Annotated in this window: 21 protein-coding genes; 9 read left to right on the forward strand and 12 right to left on the reverse strand. The window is 68.2% G+C overall.

The window, feature by feature from the left end; all coding sequences use genetic code 11:
* The first annotated feature begins 10 nt into the window (after positions 1-10).
* Genes BN4252_RS07185 through BN4252_RS07200 form a run of 4 tightly spaced genes read left to right on the forward strand, consistent with a single transcriptional unit; the run spans position 11 to position 3201 of the window.
* Complete coding sequence (locus tag BN4252_RS07185; RefSeq protein WP_066528207.1) at positions 11-562, forward strand: sigma-70 family RNA polymerase sigma factor; 552 nt, start codon at positions 11-13, stop codon at positions 560-562.
* 25 nt (positions 563-587) lie between these two features.
* Positions 588-1604, forward strand: coding sequence for a thioredoxin-disulfide reductase (trxB, locus tag BN4252_RS07190; RefSeq protein WP_078056826.1), 1017 nt, complete (start codon positions 588-590; stop codon positions 1602-1604).
* A gap of 45 nt (positions 1605-1649) precedes the next feature.
* Positions 1650-1973 (forward strand): thioredoxin, encoded by a 324-nt coding sequence (gene trxA / locus BN4252_RS07195; RefSeq protein ID WP_066528208.1) that lies wholly within the window; start codon positions 1650-1652, stop codon positions 1971-1973.
* A 49-nt stretch (positions 1974-2022) separates the two neighbouring features.
* On the forward strand, positions 2023-3201 hold the full coding sequence (locus tag BN4252_RS07200) for an N-acetylmuramoyl-L-alanine amidase (RefSeq protein ID WP_316244774.1): 1179 nt from the start codon (positions 2023-2025) through the stop codon (positions 3199-3201).
* Here BN4252_RS07200 and BN4252_RS07205 read toward each other — a convergent pair.
* From BN4252_RS07205 to rpmH, 8 genes are all read right to left on the reverse strand, one after another.
* Positions 3198-4532, reverse strand: a complete 1335-nt coding sequence (locus BN4252_RS07205; RefSeq protein ID WP_066528214.1) for an RNA-binding domain-containing protein — start codon at positions 4530-4532, stop codon at positions 3198-3200. The two genes, BN4252_RS07200 and BN4252_RS07205, sit on opposite strands and share 4 nt — an antisense overlap.
* Positions 4533-4580: 48 nt before the next feature.
* Positions 4581-5726, reverse strand: a complete 1146-nt coding sequence (locus BN4252_RS07210; protein WP_066528217.1) for a ParB/RepB/Spo0J family partition protein — start codon at positions 5724-5726, stop codon at positions 4581-4583.
* A gap of 3 nt (positions 5727-5729) precedes the next feature.
* Positions 5730-6620 carry a ParA family protein gene (locus BN4252_RS07215; RefSeq protein WP_066528219.1) on the reverse strand — a complete coding sequence of 297 codons (891 nt, stop codon included), beginning with the start codon at positions 6618-6620 and terminating at the stop codon, positions 5730-5732.
* 3 nt (positions 6621-6623) lie between these two features.
* A complete protein-coding gene (rsmG, locus tag BN4252_RS07220) occupies positions 6624-7241 on the reverse strand; it encodes a 16S rRNA (guanine(527)-N(7))-methyltransferase RsmG (RefSeq protein WP_230208602.1) in 618 nt (205 codons plus the stop codon).
* A gap of 134 nt (positions 7242-7375) precedes the next feature.
* Positions 7376-8350, reverse strand: coding sequence for a membrane protein insertase YidC (gene yidC / locus BN4252_RS07225; RefSeq protein WP_066528224.1), 975 nt, complete (start codon positions 8348-8350; stop codon positions 7376-7378).
* 9 nt (positions 8351-8359) lie between these two features.
* Positions 8360-8683 carry a membrane protein insertion efficiency factor YidD gene (yidD, locus tag BN4252_RS07230; RefSeq protein ID WP_066528227.1) on the reverse strand — a complete coding sequence of 108 codons (324 nt, stop codon included), beginning with the start codon at positions 8681-8683 and terminating at the stop codon, positions 8360-8362.
* Between the two features lie 10 nt (positions 8684-8693).
* A complete protein-coding gene (gene rnpA / locus BN4252_RS07235; protein WP_066528231.1) occupies positions 8694-9047 on the reverse strand; it encodes a ribonuclease P protein component in 354 nt (117 codons plus the stop codon).
* 17 nt (positions 9048-9064) lie between these two features.
* Positions 9065-9202, reverse strand: coding sequence for a 50S ribosomal protein L34 (rpmH, locus tag BN4252_RS07240; protein ID WP_066528234.1), 138 nt, complete (start codon positions 9200-9202; stop codon positions 9065-9067).
* Positions 9203-10050: 848 nt separating this feature from the next.
* Here rpmH and dnaA point away from each other — a divergent pair.
* The 5 genes from dnaA to gyrB all read left to right on the forward strand — a co-directional run bounded on the left by dnaA (position 10051) and on the right by gyrB (position 17368).
* On the forward strand, positions 10051-11634 hold the full coding sequence (gene dnaA, locus BN4252_RS07245; RefSeq protein ID WP_066528237.1) for a chromosomal replication initiator protein DnaA: 1584 nt from the start codon (positions 10051-10053) through the stop codon (positions 11632-11634).
* Positions 11635-12160: 526 nt separating this feature from the next.
* The gene (gene dnaN / locus BN4252_RS07250) at positions 12161-13360 is read left to right on the forward strand and encodes a DNA polymerase III subunit beta (protein WP_066528241.1); all 1200 of its coding nucleotides are present in this window, start codon (positions 12161-12163) and stop codon (positions 13358-13360) included.
* Positions 13361-13368: 8 nt separating this feature from the next.
* On the forward strand, positions 13369-14556 hold the full coding sequence (gene recF, locus BN4252_RS07255; protein WP_066528246.1) for a DNA replication/repair protein RecF: 1188 nt from the start codon (positions 13369-13371) through the stop codon (positions 14554-14556).
* A 22-nt stretch (positions 14557-14578) separates the two neighbouring features.
* A complete protein-coding gene (locus tag BN4252_RS07260; protein ID WP_078056864.1) occupies positions 14579-15118 on the forward strand; it encodes a DciA family protein in 540 nt (179 codons plus the stop codon).
* 171 nt (positions 15119-15289) lie between these two features.
* Positions 15290-17368, forward strand: coding sequence for a DNA topoisomerase (ATP-hydrolyzing) subunit B (gene gyrB / locus BN4252_RS07265; protein WP_066529307.1), 2079 nt, complete (start codon positions 15290-15292; stop codon positions 17366-17368).
* Here gyrB and BN4252_RS07270 read toward each other — a convergent pair.
* The 4 genes from BN4252_RS07270 to BN4252_RS07285 all read right to left on the reverse strand — a co-directional run bounded on the left by BN4252_RS07270 (position 17365) and on the right by BN4252_RS07285 (position 18916).
* Positions 17365-17799 carry a DUF6918 family protein gene (locus BN4252_RS07270; protein WP_066528259.1) on the reverse strand — a complete coding sequence of 145 codons (435 nt, stop codon included), beginning with the start codon at positions 17797-17799 and terminating at the stop codon, positions 17365-17367. The two genes, gyrB and BN4252_RS07270, sit on opposite strands and share 4 nt — an antisense overlap.
* 168 nt (positions 17800-17967) lie before the next feature.
* The gene (locus BN4252_RS07275) at positions 17968-18369 is read right to left on the reverse strand and encodes a hypothetical protein (RefSeq protein ID WP_066528260.1); all 402 of its coding nucleotides are present in this window, start codon (positions 18367-18369) and stop codon (positions 17968-17970) included.
* A 71-nt stretch (positions 18370-18440) separates the two neighbouring features.
* Positions 18441-18707, reverse strand: coding sequence for a TetR family transcriptional regulator (locus BN4252_RS07280; RefSeq protein ID WP_066528262.1), 267 nt, complete (start codon positions 18705-18707; stop codon positions 18441-18443).
* Complete coding sequence (locus BN4252_RS07285) at positions 18704-18916, reverse strand: CopG family transcriptional regulator (protein ID WP_066528264.1); 213 nt, start codon at positions 18914-18916, stop codon at positions 18704-18706. Before BN4252_RS07285 ends, BN4252_RS07280 begins: the two co-directional genes overlap by 4 nt.
* Between the last annotated feature and the right edge of the window lie 33 nt (positions 18917-18949).

An 18949-nucleotide genomic window follows, 5' to 3' on the forward strand; every position in this document is an offset into this window, starting at 1 on the left:
AGGGGGAGCAATGCCGCACCGCACCGACCGGCAGCTGGCCGCGGATTACGTGGCGGGGGACACGCGCGCGTTCACTGTGATCGTGCGCCGCCACCGCCAGCGGATGTACTACGTGGCGCGCAACTACGCGCGCAACGAGCAGGACGCCCAGGACATTGTGCAGGAGGCGCTGCTGCGGGCGTCGAAAAGCATGCACACCTACCGCGGCGAGGCGAAGCTGAGCACCTGGCTGCACCGCACCGTGATCAACGCCGCGCTGGACCACCAGCGGCGCCTCGAGCGCGGCGGCGGGGTGATCAGCTACGACGACCACGATGCGGTCTCGCCGGACTCCAATCGGCTGTTGGCGCACGACCCGACCGCTTCCGTGGAGCAGTTCCTCGCCCTTCGCCAGGCGGTGGCCACGCTGCCTGCGGCGCAGCGCAAGGCGCTCGTGCTTATCGACGTCTACGGCATGAGCGTCGAGGGCGCCGCCGAGCGCCTGGGCGTGCGGCCCGGAACCGTGAAATCCCGCAGGCACCGAGCCCGCGAGAGCGTCGCGGCGGCGATCGCGGAGGGGTAGTTGCGCAGGCCGCTACACTAGCCGCATGACCAACCCAGGCTTTATCACCCTCGGCGGCGGCATCCAGCCGTCCGCCGCAGCCGCCCAGCCCACCACCGCAGCCGCCCAGGAGGACGACGGCCGCGTGCACGACGTGATCATCGTTGGCTCCGGCCCCTCCGGCTACACCGCCGCCATCTACGCCGCGCGCGCCGAGCTCGCGCCCCTGGTCTTCGAGGGCTTCGAGTACGGCGGCGAGCTGATGAACACCACTGAGGTGGAGAACTTCCCCGGCTTCGAAAACGGCATCATGGGCCCGGACCTGATGGAGGAGATGCGCGCCCAGGCCGAGAAGTTCGGCGCGGACCTGCGCTCCGAACTGGTGGACCGCGTGGACCTTTCCGGGGACGTGAAGAAGGTCTACGTGGGCGGGGACGAGTACCGCGCCAAGGCCGTCATCCTGGCCACCGGCGCCGCCCCGCGCCACCTGGGGGTGCCGGGCGAGGCCGAGCTGACCGGCCACGGCGTGTCCACCTGCGCCACCTGCGACGGCTTCTTCTTCAAGGACCACCACATCGCCGTGGTGGGCGGCGGCGACTCCGCCATGGAGGAGGCCACGTTTTTGACCAAGTTCGCCTCTAAGGTCACGCTGATCAACCGCAGCCAGCGTTTCCGCGCCTCGAAGATCATGTTTGAGCGGGCGCGCGAGAACGAGAAGATCGAGTTCCTCACCGACTCGGTGGTGGAGTCCGTGATAGACGGCGGCGGCAAGGTTGCCGGGCTGAACATCCTCAACACGGAGACGGGCGAGCGCAGCGTGCTGGACGCCACCGCCATGTTCGTGGCCATCGGGCACGACCCGCGCTCCGGCTTCCTCGAGGGCCAGGTGGCCGTGGACGAGGCCGGTTACGTGCAGGTGGATGAGCCCAGCACCCGCACCAGCGTGCCGGGTGTGTTCGCGTGCGGCGACCTGGTGGACAAGACGTACCAGCAGGCCATCACCGCCGCGGGCTCCGGCTGCCGCGCCGCGCTGGATGCCCAGCACTACATCGCTTCGCTCTAGGGGGGCTAAAGTAGGGGCCGACTATTCGCACACAAAGGAGCATCCATGAGCGCACCAATCGACGTCACCCAGGGCACCTTCAAGTCCGAGGTGATCGAGTCCAGCACGCCGGTGCTGGTGGATTTCTGGGCCGAGTGGTGCGGGCCGTGCAAGAAGCTCTCCCCGCTGCTGGATGAGATCGCCCAGGAGCTGGAGGGCCAGGTGAAGGTGGCCAAGGTGAACGTGGACAACGAGCGCACCCTCGGCGCCATGTTCCAGGTCATGTCTATCCCCACCGTGCTGCTGTTCAAGGACGGCAAGAAGGTGGACGAGTTCGTGGGCCTGCGCCCGAAGAACGAGATCCTCCAGCGCGTCCAGGCCCACGCCTAACCTTCTATACTGGATAGATTCCGCGATAACCTTCCTGAAAGGGGGCATGGTGCGAGACACACTCCGCGCCGGTGACTCGAGCCCACGGGTGGCCGAGGTCCGCATAGCCCTCGCCCGCCTCGGCCTGATCGAGGGTTACGAGGGCAGCGTCGACTACCGCTCCCAGGGGTTTTCGAAGAGCGAGATGCTTTTCGACGACACGTTGGCCGACACCCTCCGCGCCTTCCAGCAGTCCCGCGGCATCGTACCCACCGGGGAGATTGACGAGCTGACGCTGCGCGAGCTGCGGGAGGCTTCATACACCCTCGGCGCCCGCGTGCTGAGCTACCAGCCCAACCAGTGGCTGGTGGGCGACGACGTGGGCCAGCTGCAGAATCAGCTGCACGAGCTGGGCTTCTACTCCAGCCGGGTGGACGGTCGCTTCGGCCCCCACACCCACGAGGCCCTGGCCAACTTCCAGCTGGACACGGGCCTGGAGGACGACGGGGTGTGCGGCCCGGACACGCTGCGCGCGCTGAGCCTGCTCGGCCGGCGCATCACCGGCGGCTCCGCCCACGCCATCCGCGAGCGCGAGCACGTGCGCCAGGCCGGCCCGAACCTGACCGGCAAGCGCGTGGTAATCGACCCGGCGCTCGGCGGCGCGGAGCGCGGGGACGCGGTGCGCGGCCGCTACGGCGAGATCTACGAGGAGGAGATCCTCTGGGACCTCGCGCAGCGCGTGGAGGGGCGAATGGTGGCGGCCGGAATGGAGACGATCCTCTCGCGTCCCCGGGGTGACAACCCCTCGGCCAAGGCGCGGGCGGACCTGGCCAACAGCTTCGACGCGGACGTGGTGATCTCCCTGAAGCTGGACCGCTACCCCAACGACAAGGCCAACGGCGTGGCCACCTTCTACTTCGGCTCGGAGCTGGGCACCTCGTCGCTGACCGGGGAGACGCTCTCCGGCTACATCCAGCGCGAGATCGCGGCCCGCACGCCGTTGCGCAACTGCCGCAACCACGCCCGCACCTGGGAGATGCTGCGCCTGACCAGGATGCCCTCGGTGGAGGTGGTCACGGGCTACGTGTCGAACCCAGAGGACGTGTCGGTGATCACCGACCCAGACCAGCGCGACGCGATAGCGGAGGCCATCGTGGTGGCGGTGAAGCGCCTCTACCTCATGGACATGGACGACCAGCCAACCGGCACCTACAAGTTCACCGACCTCCTGGCCCAGGAACGCGCCTAGGGCAGGTACCTGGTCATCCGCGTCTCGCCGGTGCGGCGGACCAGCCCGGCGCTCACAAGCTTGCGCAGCGCCCGGTAGGCCTGCTGGCTGCTGAGGCCCGCGCGCTCGGCCACCTCGCTGCTCGAGGCCCCCGCCTCGCCGATCGCGCGCACCGCGGCAAGTGCCCGCTCCTCGTTCGTGCCCGCCGGGTGCGCAACGCTTGTCGACGCCCCCTTCGCGGCCTTCGCCCCCTTCGACCCCGCCCACTCCACGCTCGCCACCACGCCCTGCTCGTGCGTGCCGGCGAAGGAGACGCGACCCGCCCCGGCCGCTGCGAGCCCCTCGCCCGCGCCCGGCATCACGTCGGTGCGCGCCAGGGCCGTGGCCAGGTAGAGCGAGCGCGGCGCGTAGGTGGGCGTGCCGGCCGCAGCCGCCTCCAGGTCCACGCCGCGCGGCGCGCCGCCCGGGCTGCTCACCCGGGCTCCGTCCCCGTCCAGCGCCACGTAGACCGCCCCCGGCATGAAGTAGTCCCGGTGCACCAACGCGTTGACTACCAGTGGAAACGCGGCCCCCAGCGACTCCTCGTTGCGCCTTAGGTCCGCGAGCATCGGGGCGAGCGGCGCGCTGCTGCGCACCGTCCGCGGGGTGCCGCGGCGGTCGCTCACCGTCAGCTGGTGGTGGGGGAGGTGACGGCGCAGGGCCTCCGCAGTGCCGAAGAGCGCGACCGCCCCGAGGGACACCGGCTCGGCTGAGTCGTCCAGGAAGCCGAGCGCGCGGACCAAGGGGGCGTCGGAAAGCGAGCGAAGCCGCTCGTCCTTCACCATCGCCCGGTAGGCGGCGATCGCGCGCGGGTCGAGGTCCTCCATCGAGGCCCCACCGGCGGGGGAGAGCGCCCAATCCATCCCGTTCGCGTCGCGGTAGCGGGTGAAGAGGTAGGCGGGCTCCATGCCGGCGCACTCCGGCGCGCCCTGCGCGTTGAGGCGACGGGTGCGGTACACGCCCCACTTGGTGGCAACGGGGCTCGGCTGGGGGTGGGCGTGGATGGCCACCACCTCGCGGCCGTCTACCTCGGCGACGGTTACGTCCACCGGCAGCCCCGGCGACGTCTGCCGGAAAATGGCCGCGGCGAGCTGCGCCGGGTCCGTGTAGTCCCCGTGGAACGGGTAGCAGCCCGAGACGTTCCCATCACTGTCCACGCCAATGAGCAGCGTGCCGCCCTCGGCGTTGGCCAAGCAAGCCATTATTTCAATCACGCGGCGCTCATTGATATATGCCGACGAGATGCGGCGAGCGAATGCAATGCTCAGGGATTCACCCTGCTTAATGAGCTGCTTGATCTCGTCGGTGCGCATGAATTGAAGTGTAGCCGAACGCTGCGCGATGGATTACATCTGCGTGATTTAATCAGCGCCGGGCTGGATGAGGCCCATGATGCGCTCAAGGTCGTCACGGTCGCCGAACTCGACCACGATCTTGCCCTTGCGCTTGCCCATGGAGACGGAAACCTTGGTGTCCCACGCGTCCGCCAAGCGCTCGGCGGCGGTGGAGAGGAACTCCGGCTGCGGAGCCGGATCGCGCTTCGGCCTGTCCTCCGGCTTGCCGCCTCGATTGAGGAGCGTCACGGCCTCCTCGGTCGCGCGGACAGAGAGTCCCTCCTTGACAATGCGCTCGGCGAGCTGGTCCTGCGCTGCCTGGGTGTCGCTGCCGAGCTTGACGCCCAGCAACGCGCGGGCGTGGCCGGCCGAGAGCACCCCAGCCGCCACCCGACGCTGCACCGACACCGGCAGGTTGAGCAAGCGGATGGAGTTGGTGAGGGCCGGGCGGGAGCGCCCGAGCCTGTCCGCCAGCTGCTCCTGGGTGACGCCGAACTCTTCCAGCAGCTGCTGGTAGGCGGCCGCTTCCTCGAGCGGGTTGAGCTGCACGCGGTGGATGTTCTCCAACAGCGCGTCGCGGAGCATGTCCTCGTCCGAAGTGTCGCGGACAATCGCGGGGATGTACTTCAGCCCTGCCTTGGAGGACGCGCGCCAGCGGCGCTCCCCCATGATCAGCTCGAAGCCTTCGCGGGTGTCGCGCACCACGATGGGCTGCAGCAGCCCGAACTCGCGGATGGAGTGCACCAGCTCGTCGAGCTCGTCCTCGTCGAAGACCTGGCGCGGCTGCTTGGGGTTGGGGATGATTTGCCCAACCGGGATCTCCTGGTAGCGCGCGCCACCGACGGGCACCGGCTGCATCACGTTGCGCTCGCTCGCCGCCACGGTCGGCGCGCCCGGCACTGGCCCGCCCACCTGGGGCGCGCCCTTGGGCCGGGGCTTCGACTGCCGCTCGCGCGCACCCTGCTCCCGCGCACCCTGCTCGCGCGCACCTTTCTCGGCCTGCCAGAACTCCTCGGCGCGGGACTGCTTCGCGGAGTCCGCCTTGCCGAAGATGATGTCTGAGGCGCCGCCCCCGATGCCGCCGGTCTTGCCGGACGTATCCATCTCCGCCGGGGCGGAGGGGATCAGCGCCGCCAGCCCGCGGCCGAGCCCGCCCTTGCGTTCCTGTGCCATGGTCTACTCCTCACCCTCTGTTGCGTCTGCACCTGTGCCTGGCTCGCCGTACGCGCCGTCCAGCTGGGCGGCCACCTCGGGGCTCACCCCGATCGGCCCGGTACTGGCGTGCGGCTGGTAATCCCCGCGCCCGTCCAGCTCGCGGGCGGCGTCGAAGTACGCCATAGCGCCGCGGGAGGCCGGGTCGTAGTCGATCACGGTCTGCCCGTACCCGGGCGCCTCCGACACCTTCACGGAGCGCGGGATCACGTTCTTCATCACCACTTCGCCGAACTGCCCGCGCACCTCACCCGCCACCTCGGAGGCGAGGCGGGTCCGCGCATCGTACATCGTCAACAGCACGGCGGAAATGTGCAGGTTGTGGTTCAGGTGCTGACGGATCATGCCGATATTGCCAAGCAGCTGGCCCACGCCCTCGAGCGCGTAGTACTCGCACTGGATGGGAATCAGCACCTCGTCCACCGCCGTCATGGCGTTGATGGTGAGCAAGCCCAGGGACGGCGGGCAGTCGATGAAGACGTAGTCGAAGCCGTGCTCTGCCAGAAAGCCCTCGCGCAGCGCGTCGTGCAGGCGGTATTCGCGGCGCACCATGGACACCAGCTCGATCTCCGCTCCCGCCAGGTCGATGGTGGCGGGGATGCAGAACAGGTTGCCGTTCTCCGGGTTCGGCTGCATCGCGTCCACCGGCGCCGCCTCGCCGATAAGTACCTCATAGCTGGAGGTGGTGCCGGAGGTGTGTTCGGCGCCGAGCGCAGTGGAGGCGTTGCCCTGCGGGTCCAGGTCCACCACCAGCACCTTTTTGTCTTGCCGGGCCAGGGCGGCCGCCATGTTCACGCTAGTGGTGGTCTTACCCACGCCGCCCTTCTGGTTGGCCACGGTGATCACGCGGGTCACGACCTACCTCCTCACGATCCGGATCAGGGTAGTGGGCTGCTCCAGCGCCTTACCCACGGTGAAGATCTCCGCGTCAGCGCCGCCGGCCGCGGCGATGTCCGCCGCGTCGCGTTCGAGCTCCTCGCTTACCGACGCCCCCTTCATCGCCACCATGGCCCCACCCCGGTGCACCAGCGGCAGAGACCAGCGGGCGAGCTTGCCCAAGGGCGCGACGGCGCGCGAGGTCACCGCGTCGAACGCCCCGCCCTGCTGCTCCTCCGCCCGGCCGCGCACCACGGTCACGTTGTCCAGGCCGAGCTCCTCCTTCACCTCGGAAAGGTAGGTGGAGCGCTTCAGCAGGGGCTCGATGAGCGTCACCTTCAGGTCCGGCCGCGCGATCGCAAGCGGCACACCCGGCAGCCCGGCGCCGGAGCCGATGTCCGCAATGCGGATGCCGTCCTCGAACGCCTCGCCGATCACGGCGCAGTTGAGGATGTGGCGCTCCCACAGGCGGTCCACCTCCTTGGGCCCGATGAAGCCGCGCTCGGCCGCGGTGGTGGCGAGGGAGCGGTGGTAGGCGGCGGCCAGCTCAGCGCGGTCGCCGAACACCTCCCTGGCAAGTTGGGGAATCTCGTCTGACACGGCTGTGCACTCCTTCTCGCGGCAGGGCGGGTGGATAACGACACCGATGTTAGTAAACGCCCGAGCCCGAGCGCGAAAAACCCGCATCACCGGCTGGCGGGGATGCGGGTTGGGTGAAAGGGAGCGTCGAAAAGCTACTGCCCCTGCTTGCGCTGCTTCTTCGAGCGCTTGTCCACCTTGCGGGCGCCGACGGCGGGGGCGGTGGCGCGCTTGGCCTCGCGCTTGCGCTCCTCCTCTTCCTCTTCCTCCTGGTCCATCTTGTTGTAGACGATGCGGGTTTGGAAGAACGTCCAGATGTTGTTGGACAGCATGTAGAACAGCAGGCCGATGTGCCAGAGCATGCCGGACGCCACGATCATGATCGGCATGATCCACAGCATCATGCTGTTCATCATGCCCATTTGGGCCTCCATCATGGCGGCCTGCTCGCCCTGCGGCGCGGCGGTCTTGCCGGAGGCGCGGCGGGCCTTCTGGCGGTCCACCGAGAAGCGAGCGTTGAGGTGCGTGAACACCGCACAGATGAGCACGAGCGGGAGGCACACCGCGATGATGTGGCCGCGCGTCAGGTCCACGCCGGTGAACGCCGCGAAGGCCTCCTCGGGCATAGACATGTAGGCGGACAGCGGCACGCCGAGGAAGTTCGCGTCCAGGAAGGACTGCACGTCATGCGGCTGGAACGCGTAGTTTGCAATCTCGCGGTTCTGCTCCACGCTCAAACCCGGCTGGTTCGGGCCGGCGGTGCGGTTGAAGGAGCGCAGCACGTGGAAGAGGCCGAGGAAGACCGGCATCTGCACCAGCGGCACGATGCAGGAGGCGAACGGGTTGGTGCCCATCTCCTTGTACAGCTTCTGGGTCTCCGCGGCCATCTTCTGCTGGTCGTTCTTGTACTTCTCGCGGATCTCCTGCATCCGCGGCTGCATCTCCTGCATCTTGCGCATGGAGCGCATCTGGTTGACCATCGGCTTAACCAGGAAGATGCGGACCGTGAACGTGAGGAACACGATCGCGAGGATCCAGGACACCCCCGACTCGGGGGAGAAGATGTAGCCGAAGACGTTGTGCCAAAACTTCAGCACCCACGAGATCGGCCAATAGATGAAATTCAGCACTTTGCGGTGTTACTCCTCGTCGCTCACAGGTTCAGCCGTTTCCGCGCCGCTTCCGACGCCCGCCGCACTGCCCGGCACGGGGTCGAAGCCCCCGGGGTGCCACGGGCCGCACTTGCACACCCGCGCCGCGGCCATCGCACCGCCGCGCAGCGCGCCGTGCCGAGACACGGATTCCAGTGCATAGGCGCTGCACACCGGCATGAAACGGCAGCTCCCACTCATCTTAAGGGGTGAGAGGTACTTTTGGTAACCGCGCACGAGCGCCACCAGCGCCTTCGCTACCGGACCGCGCGCGGCGGGGATCTCTTCGCCCAGGAAGTTGTAGTAGCTCACTGCATCTTCCTCAGGGCAGTTTCTTCAGGGCCCGGTTGAGGGCGCTCGCGTAATCGCGCTCAAGCTCCGCGGTGGTTGCCGCGGCGGAGGCCGGCAGGGCCCGCACCACTACATCGTGGTTTGGGGCAAGCTTGTCGACGCTCCCCCGAACCACCTCCCGCAGCCGCCGCGACACGGCGTGCCGCATGACCGCGTTGCCCACCTGCTTGGACACCACGAGCCCGAAGCGGGGTCCGCCGCGCACCACGAGATCATCGCGCGCGTAGACATGCACCACCAGCGCAGAAGACCCCGCCCGCGAGCCCTTCCTCATCGCGCGGCGGAAGTCCGCGGAGGAGGTGAGCTTGTGTGGGCGGGGTAGCACCGGTCTCCGGTCAGCGGCTATGCGCTGAGCTTGGCGCGGCCCTTCTTGCGGCGCGCGGAGATGATGGCGCGGCCGGCGCGGGTGTGCATGCGGGCGCGGAAGCCGTGCTTGCGGGAACGGCGGCGGTTGTTCGGCTGGTAGGTCCGCTTCGACACGGAAGTACTCCTTAAACGTATGCGACGGCCAGCGAGTGCCGGCGGCTCGTGCGCCGACACCCTCCCGGGGCAGAGGCCGTCCCGGTGATGAAACGTGGATGTGAGATTGCGTTCAACGTTCGCATGCACCTCCCGCGCGGCCTCGCCCTGGGGGGCGGCCCGGTCCACTGCACAGGTGGTGCTCTCAAGCACACCGGTTGCTCCGTGAGTTGCTACTGGTGTGGCAGACGTTCACTAGAGTACGTGATTTCGCCCGGCTCGGACAAATCGCCGCGGCGCGTTCCGGCCCCGCCACAGGCGCCCACCCCGGGGCCACCCCCGGAATTACACGCCTGTGCTTTTTGGCAGGTGGGGGGCCAAATCGCCGGGGCGGCCAGCGGGTGCGCCCGGGCGCGCACCGCGGCGGCGGAACGGCTGTTCGAACGCGGGCGCGTGTCCACAGGGGTGCTCACAGGAATTTCCGAGGCCGCGACTACGCACCGCGAGGTCAGACGCGGTACGAATGACACAACACCACAATGTCACACGCCGCGATCCCCACCGGCTGTGGATAACTGTGAAGTAATGGTTGAGACTTTGCCCGATACCGGCCTAAACCGGCAGGTAGAACGAGTTTCACACCCATCACCGGTTTATCCACAGACGCGGAGATCACTGTGGATAACTCGTCGTTGTAGAGTCATCCACAGCTGTGTATAACGCTGTGGAACACAAGGTGAGGCGCCCGAAAGCGTCCACCGCCGTTGTGGAAACCCAGGGAATTCTTGGGATTCACTGCGAAGTAGTTTTGACGATCGATCAGTGCCGGCCCGAGCGGCTGGCGCGCAACCTGCGGAAGGGAGCGGGGAGTGGCCGACCAAAAGCTCGAGGCACTGTGGCGCGACCTTGTAAGCGAGCTGCTGCAGCTCTCCGAGCGACCCAACTCCTCGGTGCCCACGCTGACCCACCAACAGCGCGCGTACCTGCAGCTGGTCAGCCCCGTGGTGCTGGTAGACGGCTACGTGCTGCTCTCCGCGCCCCACGCGGCGGCCAAGACGGTGATTGAGGAGTCCCTCGCGCCCCACATCACCGCCTTGCTGCACAGCCGCCTCGGCACGCCCTTCGCGCTGGCCGTCTCCATCGCGGCGCCGGCTGAGCAGGCGCCCGCCGCCCCCGCCGCGCCGGCCGCGGAGGAAAAGGATTGGCTGTCCACCCAGTCGCCCCTGGAGCGCAGCGCGGCCGTCTCAAGCCCATACCCGCAGGTTGGCGAGCAAATACCGATGGGCCTGGACGAGTTGGCGCAGCTGCATGCGGGGCAGGGGCGGGCACAGGGGGCGTCGACAAGCAATCAAAGCCCCCACCCCACGGTCCCGCAGCGCATCCACCGCGAGAAGCCCGCGCACGACCCAGACCGCGAGGCGAGCCTGAACCCGAAGTACACATTTGAGAACTTCGTCATCGGCTCCTCCAACCGCTTCGCCAACGGCGCCGCCGTGGCCGTGGCCGAGAACCCTGCCCGCGCTTACAACCCGCTGTTTATCTGGGGCGGCTCGGGCCTGGGCAAAACTCACCTACTTCACGCCGCTGGCAACTACGCGCGGGTGCTGCAGCCCTCGCTGCGTATCAAGTACGTGAGCTCGGAGGAGTTCACCAACGATTACATCAACTCGGTGCGCGATGACCGGCAGGAATCATTCAAGCGGCGCTACCGCAACCTGGACATCCTGATGGTGGATGACATCCAGTTCCTCGAGGGCAAGGAGGGGACGCAGGAAGAGTTCTTCCACACCTTCAACGCCCTGCACCAGCAGAACAAGCAGATCATCCTCTCCTCCGACCGGCCGCCGCGGCAGCTGACCACGCTGGAGGACCGCCTGCGCACCCGCTTCGAGGGCGGGCTGATCACCGACATCCAACCGCCAGACCTGGAGACGCGCATCGCCATCCTGCTGAAGAAGGCGGCGGCGGACGGCACCGAAGTCAGCCACGACGTACTCGAGCTCATCGCCTCCCAGTTCGAGTCCTCGATCCGCGAGCTGGAGGGCGCGCTGATCCGCGTCTCGGCCTACTCCTCCCTGATCAACGAGCCGATCACCATGGACGTGGCCCAGGTGGCGCTGCGCGACATCCTCCCGGACGAGGCGGACGTGAACATCACCGCCGCAACCATCAAGGACGCCGCCGCCGAGTACTTCCACGTGGCCGTGGACCAGCTCACCGGCGCGGGCAAAACCCGCAACGTGGCGCACGCCCGCCAGATAGCGATGTACCTGTGCCGTGAGCTGACGGACTTGTCCCTGCCGAAGATCGGCGACGAGTTCGGCGGCAAGGACCACACCACGGTGATGTACGCGGACCGCAAGATCCGCAAGGAGATCGCGGAGAACCGCGGCACCTACGACGAGATCCAGGAACTCACGCAGCTGGTGAAGAACCGCGCCCGGATGCGGTAGGGGGGTGCCCTTCTTTACCCACCCGGGCCTTTCCACAGCCCTCTCCACAGCTGTGTAATTACAGCCGCGTAGTTCCGTGAGGCCGGCCACATCGGCTGTTTTCCACAGCCGCGCCGCACGTGGGGACAACTCTCAGCCTGGGTGTGGGAAACCGGTGGGAAACAGCGCGGAAAATGTGTAATTACGCGCCGGCGCCAAAACGGTCCACAGCCCGGCCCCGGTTATCCCCAACCCGTCCACACACCGCTCCCCACCCCGAATCACCGGGCTGAGCTCGAGCGGAAGAGGGTCATCCACAGACTCCACAACACCTACTGTTGTTACCCACTCTTTAACTTGTAATTCCTCTAGGAGAAAGAGAGCGTGTGGACACCCGGCCCGTCGGCCGCCCCTTAAGACCGGATCGGGGCCCAAAGCGCCGGTGACGAGCGCTTAGAAAAAACGGACCCGCTTGCCTAGAGTGAGAACGGTAATTACAACGATCACGCAGTGATCCCAGCTGAGATCTCAAGGGGGCCCGCGCGCCATGGTAGAGAGCACCGGCGATACCGCCGTGTCATTCCGCGTACACAAGGATGACCTGGCGGAGGCCGTCGCTTGGGTGGCCCGCAGCCTGCCCACCAAGAACACGCAGCCGGTGCTGCGCGCAGTGGTGATCACGGCGGACGACAACGGCTTGGAGTTCGCGGGCTTTGACTATGAGGTCTCGAGCCGGGTGCGTATCGGCGCCGAGGTGGACCAGCCAGGCCGGGTGGCCGTAGCCGGCAAGCTGCTGGCGGACATCGTGTCCAACATGCCCGCCAAGCCGGTGGAGGTGACCACCGATCAGTCCAAGATGAAGCTGCGCGGCGGTGCCGCCCGCTTCGAGCTGCCGCTGATGAGCCTGGACGATTACCCGCAGCTCCCCGCCCTCCCTGAGGTCACCGGCAGCATCCTGCCGGCCGCCCTGGCCGGCGCCGTGACGCAGGTGGCCGCCGCCGCAGGCCGCGATGACACGCTGCCCATGCTCACCGGCATCCACATGGAGGTCCAGGGCAACCACCTGAAGCTCACCGCCACCGACCGCTTCCGCCTCGCGGTGCGCTCGCTGGAGTGGAACCCGGTCTCGCCGGACGTGCAGGCCAAGCTGCTCATCCCGGCGAAGACGCTGCTGGACACGGCGCGCACGCTGGACACGCACATCGATGACCCGGTGGAGATCGCCGTGGGCGGCGCGGGCAACATCGGCGGCGACGGGCTCTTCGGCCTCCACTCCGGCGCCCGGGAGACCACCACCCGCATGCTGGACGCGGACTTCCCCAACGTGGCGCCGCTACTGCCGAAGGCGCACAGCTCCATCGCCAGCGTGGAGATCGCGCCGCTGCTGGAGTCCATCCGCCGCGTCTCCCTGGTGGCGGACCGCAACGCGCAGATCCGCCTGCACTTTAGCGACGGTGAGCTGGCGCTCCACGCCTCCGGCGCGGACTCGGGCGAGGCGCAGGAGACCATCCCCGCCGCCTTTACCGGCGCGGATGAGCTGCTCATCGCCTTTAACGCCGGCTACCTGCGCGACGGTCTCTCGGTCATTGACACGGACCGCGTGATGTTCGGCTTCACCGAGGCATCGCGTCCGGCCATCATGATTCCGGAGCCCGCGGAGCTGCCGGAGGCGGCCGCGGACGGTACGTTCCCCACGCCGGAGACGCACTTCACGTACCTGCTCATGCCGGTGCGCCTGCCTGGCTAGGGCAACCGGTGTACGTCGCCGAACTGGACCTGCGGGATTTCCGCTCGTGGGCGCAGCTCCACCTGGAGCTTGAGCCCGGGGTCACCGTGTTCGCGGGCCGCAACGGTCACGGCAAAACCAATATCGTCGAGGCGGTGCGCTACACCTCCACCCTGTCCAGCCACCGGGTCTCGGGGGACGGCCCGCTGGTGGGGGCAGGGAAGAGCAACGCCCGCGTCTCCGCCACCACTGTCAACGGGGGCCGGGCGCTGACCACGCACCTGCTGCTCAACGCGCAGGGAGCCAACCAGGCGCAGATCAACCGCACCCGCCTGAAATCCCCCCGCGAGCTGCTTGGCGTGCTGCGCACGGTGATGTTCTCGCCGGAAGACCTGCGCCTCGTCAACGGCGAGCCGCAGGAGCGCCGCCGCTTCCTGGACGACTTGCTGGCGCTGCAAACCCCGCGGCTCGCAGGCGTACGCGCGGATTACGAGAAGGTCCTGCGCCAGCGCAACGCCCTGCTCCGGAGTTCGAGCGCGGCGCTGCGCCGCGGATACGAGGACGAGGCCGGGGGGAGCGCGCTGACCACGCTCGACGTGTGGGACGCCCAGCTCGCCGCGCACGGGAGCCAGCTCATCGCCGCGCGCCTTTTGCTTATCGACGCCCTCGCCGAGCCGACCACCTCCTCCTACGCGGCGGTTGCGCCGGAATCCCGCCCGGCCTCCATCCGCGCTAAGTCCACCCTCGACGCCGCCGTGCGCGAGCTGGCGGGCGGGGAGCGGGTGCGTGACCCGGCGATCTTCGAGGCCGCGATGCTCTCCGAGCTGGGCCGCCGCCGCCGCGAGGAGATCGAGCGGGGCACCACCCTGGTGGGCCCGCACCGCGACGACCTGGTGCTGATGTTGGGGGACGCGCCCGCGCGCGGGTACGCCTCCCACGGCGAGACCTGGTCCTACGCCCTGGCCCTGCACCTGGCGGAGTATCAGCTGTTGGCGGCGGCGGGGTCGGACCCGGTGCTGATTCTGGACGACGTCTTCGCCGAGCTGGACGCCAAGCGCCGCGAGCGCTTGGTGCACGTGGCGGAGGGTGCGGAGCAGGTCCTGATCACGGCTGCGGTGGGCGACGATTTGCCCGGCAACCTGGATGATGCCGTGTCCGCCCGCTACCAGGTGCACATGGAGGAGGGGGTGAGCGGCATTGAGCGACTTGGTGCGTGACACCTTCGTTACGGTGCGCGACATGGCGCGCCGCCGCGGCCGCCTTCCTGACCTCTCCCGCCAGGGACGCCCGGTGACGCCGCTGCGCAGCGCCGCCAACGAGGTACGCGTACCGGGGCTTTCGCTTGTCGACGCACCCTCCACCGCCACCCCCCGCCCGCGCCGCGGCCGCCCGACCGGCCTGGACGGCCGGGCCCTGCCGCGCGGGTACAAGGTCGACTCCTTCGCCTCCCTAATGGGCAGGGAGATCCGTCGCCGCGACTGGACCGAGCACATGGCCTACGGCTGGGTGATGGGCAACTGGGAGACCCTGGTGGGTGCCAAGATTGCCCAGCACACCACCGTGGAGATGATCAAGGAGGGCGAGGTACACGTCTCCTGCGATACCACCGCCTGGGCAACCCAGATGAAGTACATGCAGGCCACGGTGCTCTCGGCCATCGCGGCGAAGGTGGGTCCGGACGTGGTGACCAAGCTGCACATCTACGGCCCGAAGACGAAGTCTTGGCGCTACGGCGCTCTCCACGTGAAGGGCCGCGGCCCCCGCGACACGTACGGGTAGGCGAGTCGGGCGCGGGGGCCCGCACCGCGAAAACAGCGCGAGAAACGCCCTCTCGCTGCCTTTACCGCTGCGGTGTATGACCCCTCTGGGGTGTAAGATGAAGCGGGTTAGATCGCCTCACAGCGCCCCCGCGGCGGGTGGGGCCCGAACAAAAGAGGAGTGACCGCTTCCGTGGCCGAGCAACAACCGCACTATGACGCCTCATCGATCACCATCCTGGAGGGCCTCGAGGCCGTGCGCAAGCGCCCAGGCATGTACATCGGCTCCACCGGCGTGCGCGGCCTGCACCACCTGGTGTGGGAGGTCGTGGACAACTCGGTGGATGAGGCGATGGCGGGCTACGCGGACCGCGTGGACGTGACGCTTTTGGCGGACGGCGGCGTGGAGGTCGTGGACAACGGCCGCGGCATCCCGGTGGAGATGCACCCCTCTGGCGCGCCGACGGTGCAGGTGGTGATGACGCAGCTGCACGCCGGCGGCAAGTTCGACTCCGAGTCCTACGCCGTCTCCGGCGGCCTGCACGGCGTGGGCATTTCCGTGGTCAACGCCCTGTCCACCCGCGTCGAGGCGGACATCAAGCGCGACGGCAAGCACTGGATCCAGAACTTCGAGGGCGCCGTGCCGGACGAGCTGGTGGAGGGCGGCAACGCCCGCGGCACCGGCACCACGATCCGCTTCTGGCCGGACCCGGAGATTTTTGAGACGGTGGAGTTCAGCTTCGACACCATCTCCCGGCGCCTGCAGGAGATGGCGTTCCTGAACAAGGGCCTGACCATCACCCTGAAGGACGAGCGGGCCACCGATGAGGAGCTCGAGCTGGAGGCCATCGCGGAAGAGGGCGACACCGCTGCCGCGATCGGCGAGGTCTCCTTCGACGACGAGACCGTGTCCGAGAAGGTGGACACCCCCGCGCCGGACTCGGCCGACGAGGTCGCGCCCGAGACGAAGAAGAAGCGCGAGAAGAAGGTCACCTACCACTACCCGGACGGCCTGATCGATTACGTTGGCTACCTGAACAAGAACAAGCAGGCCATCCACCCGACCATCATCGGCTTCGAGCAGAAGGGCAAGGAGCACGAGGCGGAGATCGCCATGCAGTGGAACGGCTCCTACAAGGAGTCGGTGCACACCTTTGCCAACACCATCAACACCCACGAGGGCGGCACCCACGAGGAGGGCTTCCGCGCGGCCCTGACCAGCTTGATGAACAAGTACGCGCGCGAGCACAAGCTGATCAAGGACAAGGACCCCAACCTCACGGGCGATGACTGCCGTGAGGGCCTCGCTGCCGTGATCTCGGTGCGCGTGGCGGACCCGCAGTTCGAGGGCCAGACCAAGACCAAGCTGGGTAACACGGAGATCAAGGGCTTCGTGCAGCGCGCGGTGAACGAGAACCTGGCGGACTGGTTCGACGCGAACCCGGCCGAGGCGAAGGTCATTGTTAACAAGGCCGTGGCGTCTTCGCAGGCGCGCCAAGCGGCGCGGAAGGCCCGCGACTTGGTGCGCCGTAAGTCGGCCACGGACCTGGGCGGGCTGCCCGGTAAGTTGGCGGATTGTCGTTCGAAGGATCCGTCGAAAAGCGAGCTCTTCATCGTGGAGGGTGACTCCGCGGGCGGCTCCGCCAAGGGCGGCCGCGACTCGATGCACCAGGCGATTCTGCCGCTGCGCGGCAAGATCCTAAACGTGGAGAAGGCACGCATGGACCGCGTGCTGAAGAACGCCGAGGTGCAGGCGATCATCACCGCGCTGGGCACGGGTATCCACGATGAATTTGACATCAACAAGCTGCGCTACCACAAGATCGTGCTGATGGCGGACGCGGACGTGGACGGCCAGCACATCGCGACGCTGCTGCTCACGCTGCTGTTCCGCTTCATGCCGGAGCTGATCGAGCAGGGCCACGTGTACCTGGCCAACCCGCCGCTGTACAAGCTGAAGTGGGCGAAGGGCGAGCCGGGCTACGCGTTCTCCGACCGCGAGCGCGACGAGCAGCTGGCGGCGGGCCTGGAGGAGGGCCGCAAGATCAACACCGATGACGGCATCCAGCGCTATAAGGGCCTCGGCGAGATGAACGCCAAGGAGCTGTGGGAGACCACGCTCGACCCGGAGACCCGCATCCTGCGGCGCGTTGAGCTCGAGGACGCGCAGCGCGCCGACGAGCTGTTCTCCATCCTCATGGGCGACGACGTGGCGGCGCGCCGCAGCTTCATCACCCGCAAGGCGAAGGACGTTCGCTTCCTGGACGTCTAGAGGTGGCGCTCGATGATCTGGCCGAACTCGGGGAGCACCGGCTCGATCACGCCTGCGGCCTTGCCGCGCAGGGTGGAGTACGCCGCCTTGGCGGGGCCGGGCATCTGGTCCGTGGAGGCGTCGACGGCGTTAAGGAGCTTCTCCACCACCTCGCCGCCGCGGGAGGAGAGGAAAGCGCCGAAGTTGGCCGCGTTGCCTGATTCGTAGCGGTCGAATAAGGGCTGCAATTCGCTGACCAGCTGCGGCAGGGCTTGGTTGATGCCGTTGGGGATGGCGTTCGGGTCCGCTTTTTTGCCGGCGGCGACGGCGGACTTGAGTGCCATGGCCGTCAGCCCGGATTGGTTGGACACGGTCTTCTCGGCTAGGGCGGTGAGGTCCGCCACTAGGCCTTCGCGGTTGCCGGCGTTGAGGAGGGCAGATAGATCAGTCATGGGCGCAGTGTACGTCGCGGTGTACGTCGCAGTGTACGTCGCGGTGGGCGGGGCGGCCGGGGGGCATGAAAAAAGCGGCCCCGGGGGACCGCTTCGCGGCGTCGCGATTCTTCCACCACAGTCACACGAATCACACGAGCCACTGTAACCACAACGGGCACAACAGTATCACGCGGTGCGCGGGAGCGCGACCGGGGGGAGTGGCAGGTTCCGCGCCGTCGCGAGGGCCTGGGCGGCCTGGGCGGCTAGCTGGTCCCTGGCCTCGCGCAGCGGCGGCGTGGCTTCCACCACCAAAAGGCCCGCCCCGGCGGTGAGAGCCAGCGCGATAGCGATGGTCAGCGGCGCACTGCCGGTGTACGCGCTGCCGAGTGCCGGCGGGGCAGGGACGTCGAGCGACTCGGGGTTGGGGTGCTCGGGCGCCGTCGAGCTGCCGCGGCTGGAGCCGGTGAGCAGCTCGCCGGCCGCGCTCTGCGCGTGGGCGGGGCCGGGGGCGGCGGTACAGGTCAGCGCGGCCGCGAGCGCGGCGGCGGTGATCGCGTGGGCGGTGCGGCGGGGGGCAGCGTAGGTCATGGGAACCTCGGGGCGTCGGGGGACGAGAACACCCATATCTTATGCGAGCGGTACTGGGCGCGGGCGGGGCTTCACCCGTCGCACCAGCGCAGGTAGGTGTCCCGGAGTACGGCGGCGAAGGTTTGGTTGTGGTCGGTGAGGGGCTTGAGGCGCACGGTGGCGTCGAAAAGCAAGAAAGCCCCCTCCCGCGGCGAGCCACACACCGGCACCCCGTGGATGCGCGCACCGGGCACGGCGGCGCAGGCGGCGAGGGCCCCAAACGATCGCACGTGTACACCGCGCGCGGCGCAGAACTCGTCCGCGACCGCGAGCACCTGCTCCGGGGTGAGCGGCCTCATGCGCGGGCCTGCCGGATCCGGGCCTCAGTGGCGCGGTATTCGGGCACGATGTCGCGGGCGAGCGCCTGCACCTCGGCGGTGTCCAGCATGCGGGCGGCGGCTAAGACCACGGCGCGGCGGGCGGCCTCCTGCTTGGAGCAGCCCCACGCGGAGGCGAGCAGCACCAGCGCTTTGTCCTCGTCCGCGCTGAGGCGCAGCGTCATAGCCATGGGAAAAACGATACCAAAGTGGTATCGCGGCGG

The sequence above is a fragment of the Corynebacterium bouchesdurhonense genome (assembly GCF_900078305.2).
GTDB lineage: Bacteria > Actinomycetota > Actinomycetes > Mycobacteriales > Mycobacteriaceae > Corynebacterium > Corynebacterium bouchesdurhonense.

Bases quoted from the DNA above. Each gene is read 5' to 3' on its own strand.
- BN4252_RS07275 (WP_066528260.1), bottom strand. From the start codon at position 18,369: ATGACCTACGCTGCCCCCCGCCGCACCGCCCACGCGATCACCGCCGCC.
- BN4252_RS07185 (WP_066528207.1), top strand. From the start codon at position 11: ATGCCGCACCGCACCGACCGGCAGCTGGCCGCGGATTACGTGGCGGGG.
- trxA (WP_066528208.1), top strand. From the start codon at position 1,650: ATGAGCGCACCAATCGACGTCACCCAGGGCACCTTCAAGTCCGAGGTG.
- BN4252_RS07270 (WP_066528259.1), bottom strand. From the start codon at position 17,799: ATGACTGATCTATCTGCCCTCCTCAACGCCGGCAACCGCGAAGGCCTA.
- BN4252_RS07280 (WP_066528262.1), bottom strand. From the start codon at position 18,707: ATGAGGCCGCTCACCCCGGAGCAGGTGCTCGCGGTCGCGGACGAGTTC.
- BN4252_RS07260 (WP_078056864.1), top strand. From the start codon at position 14,579: ATGGCGCGCCGCCGCGGCCGCCTTCCTGACCTCTCCCGCCAGGGACGC.
- dnaN (WP_066528241.1), top strand. From the start codon at position 12,161: ATGGTAGAGAGCACCGGCGATACCGCCGTGTCATTCCGCGTACACAAG.
- BN4252_RS07205 (WP_066528214.1), bottom strand. From the start codon at position 4,532: ATGCGCACCGACGAGATCAAGCAGCTCATTAAGCAGGGTGAATCCCTG.
- trxB (WP_078056826.1), top strand. From the start codon at position 588: ATGACCAACCCAGGCTTTATCACCCTCGGCGGCGGCATCCAGCCGTCC.
- BN4252_RS07285 (WP_066528264.1), bottom strand. From the start codon at position 18,916: ATGGCTATGACGCTGCGCCTCAGCGCGGACGAGGACAAAGCGCTGGTG.
- BN4252_RS07210 (WP_066528217.1), bottom strand. From the start codon at position 5,726: ATGGCACAGGAACGCAAGGGCGGGCTCGGCCGCGGGCTGGCGGCGCTG.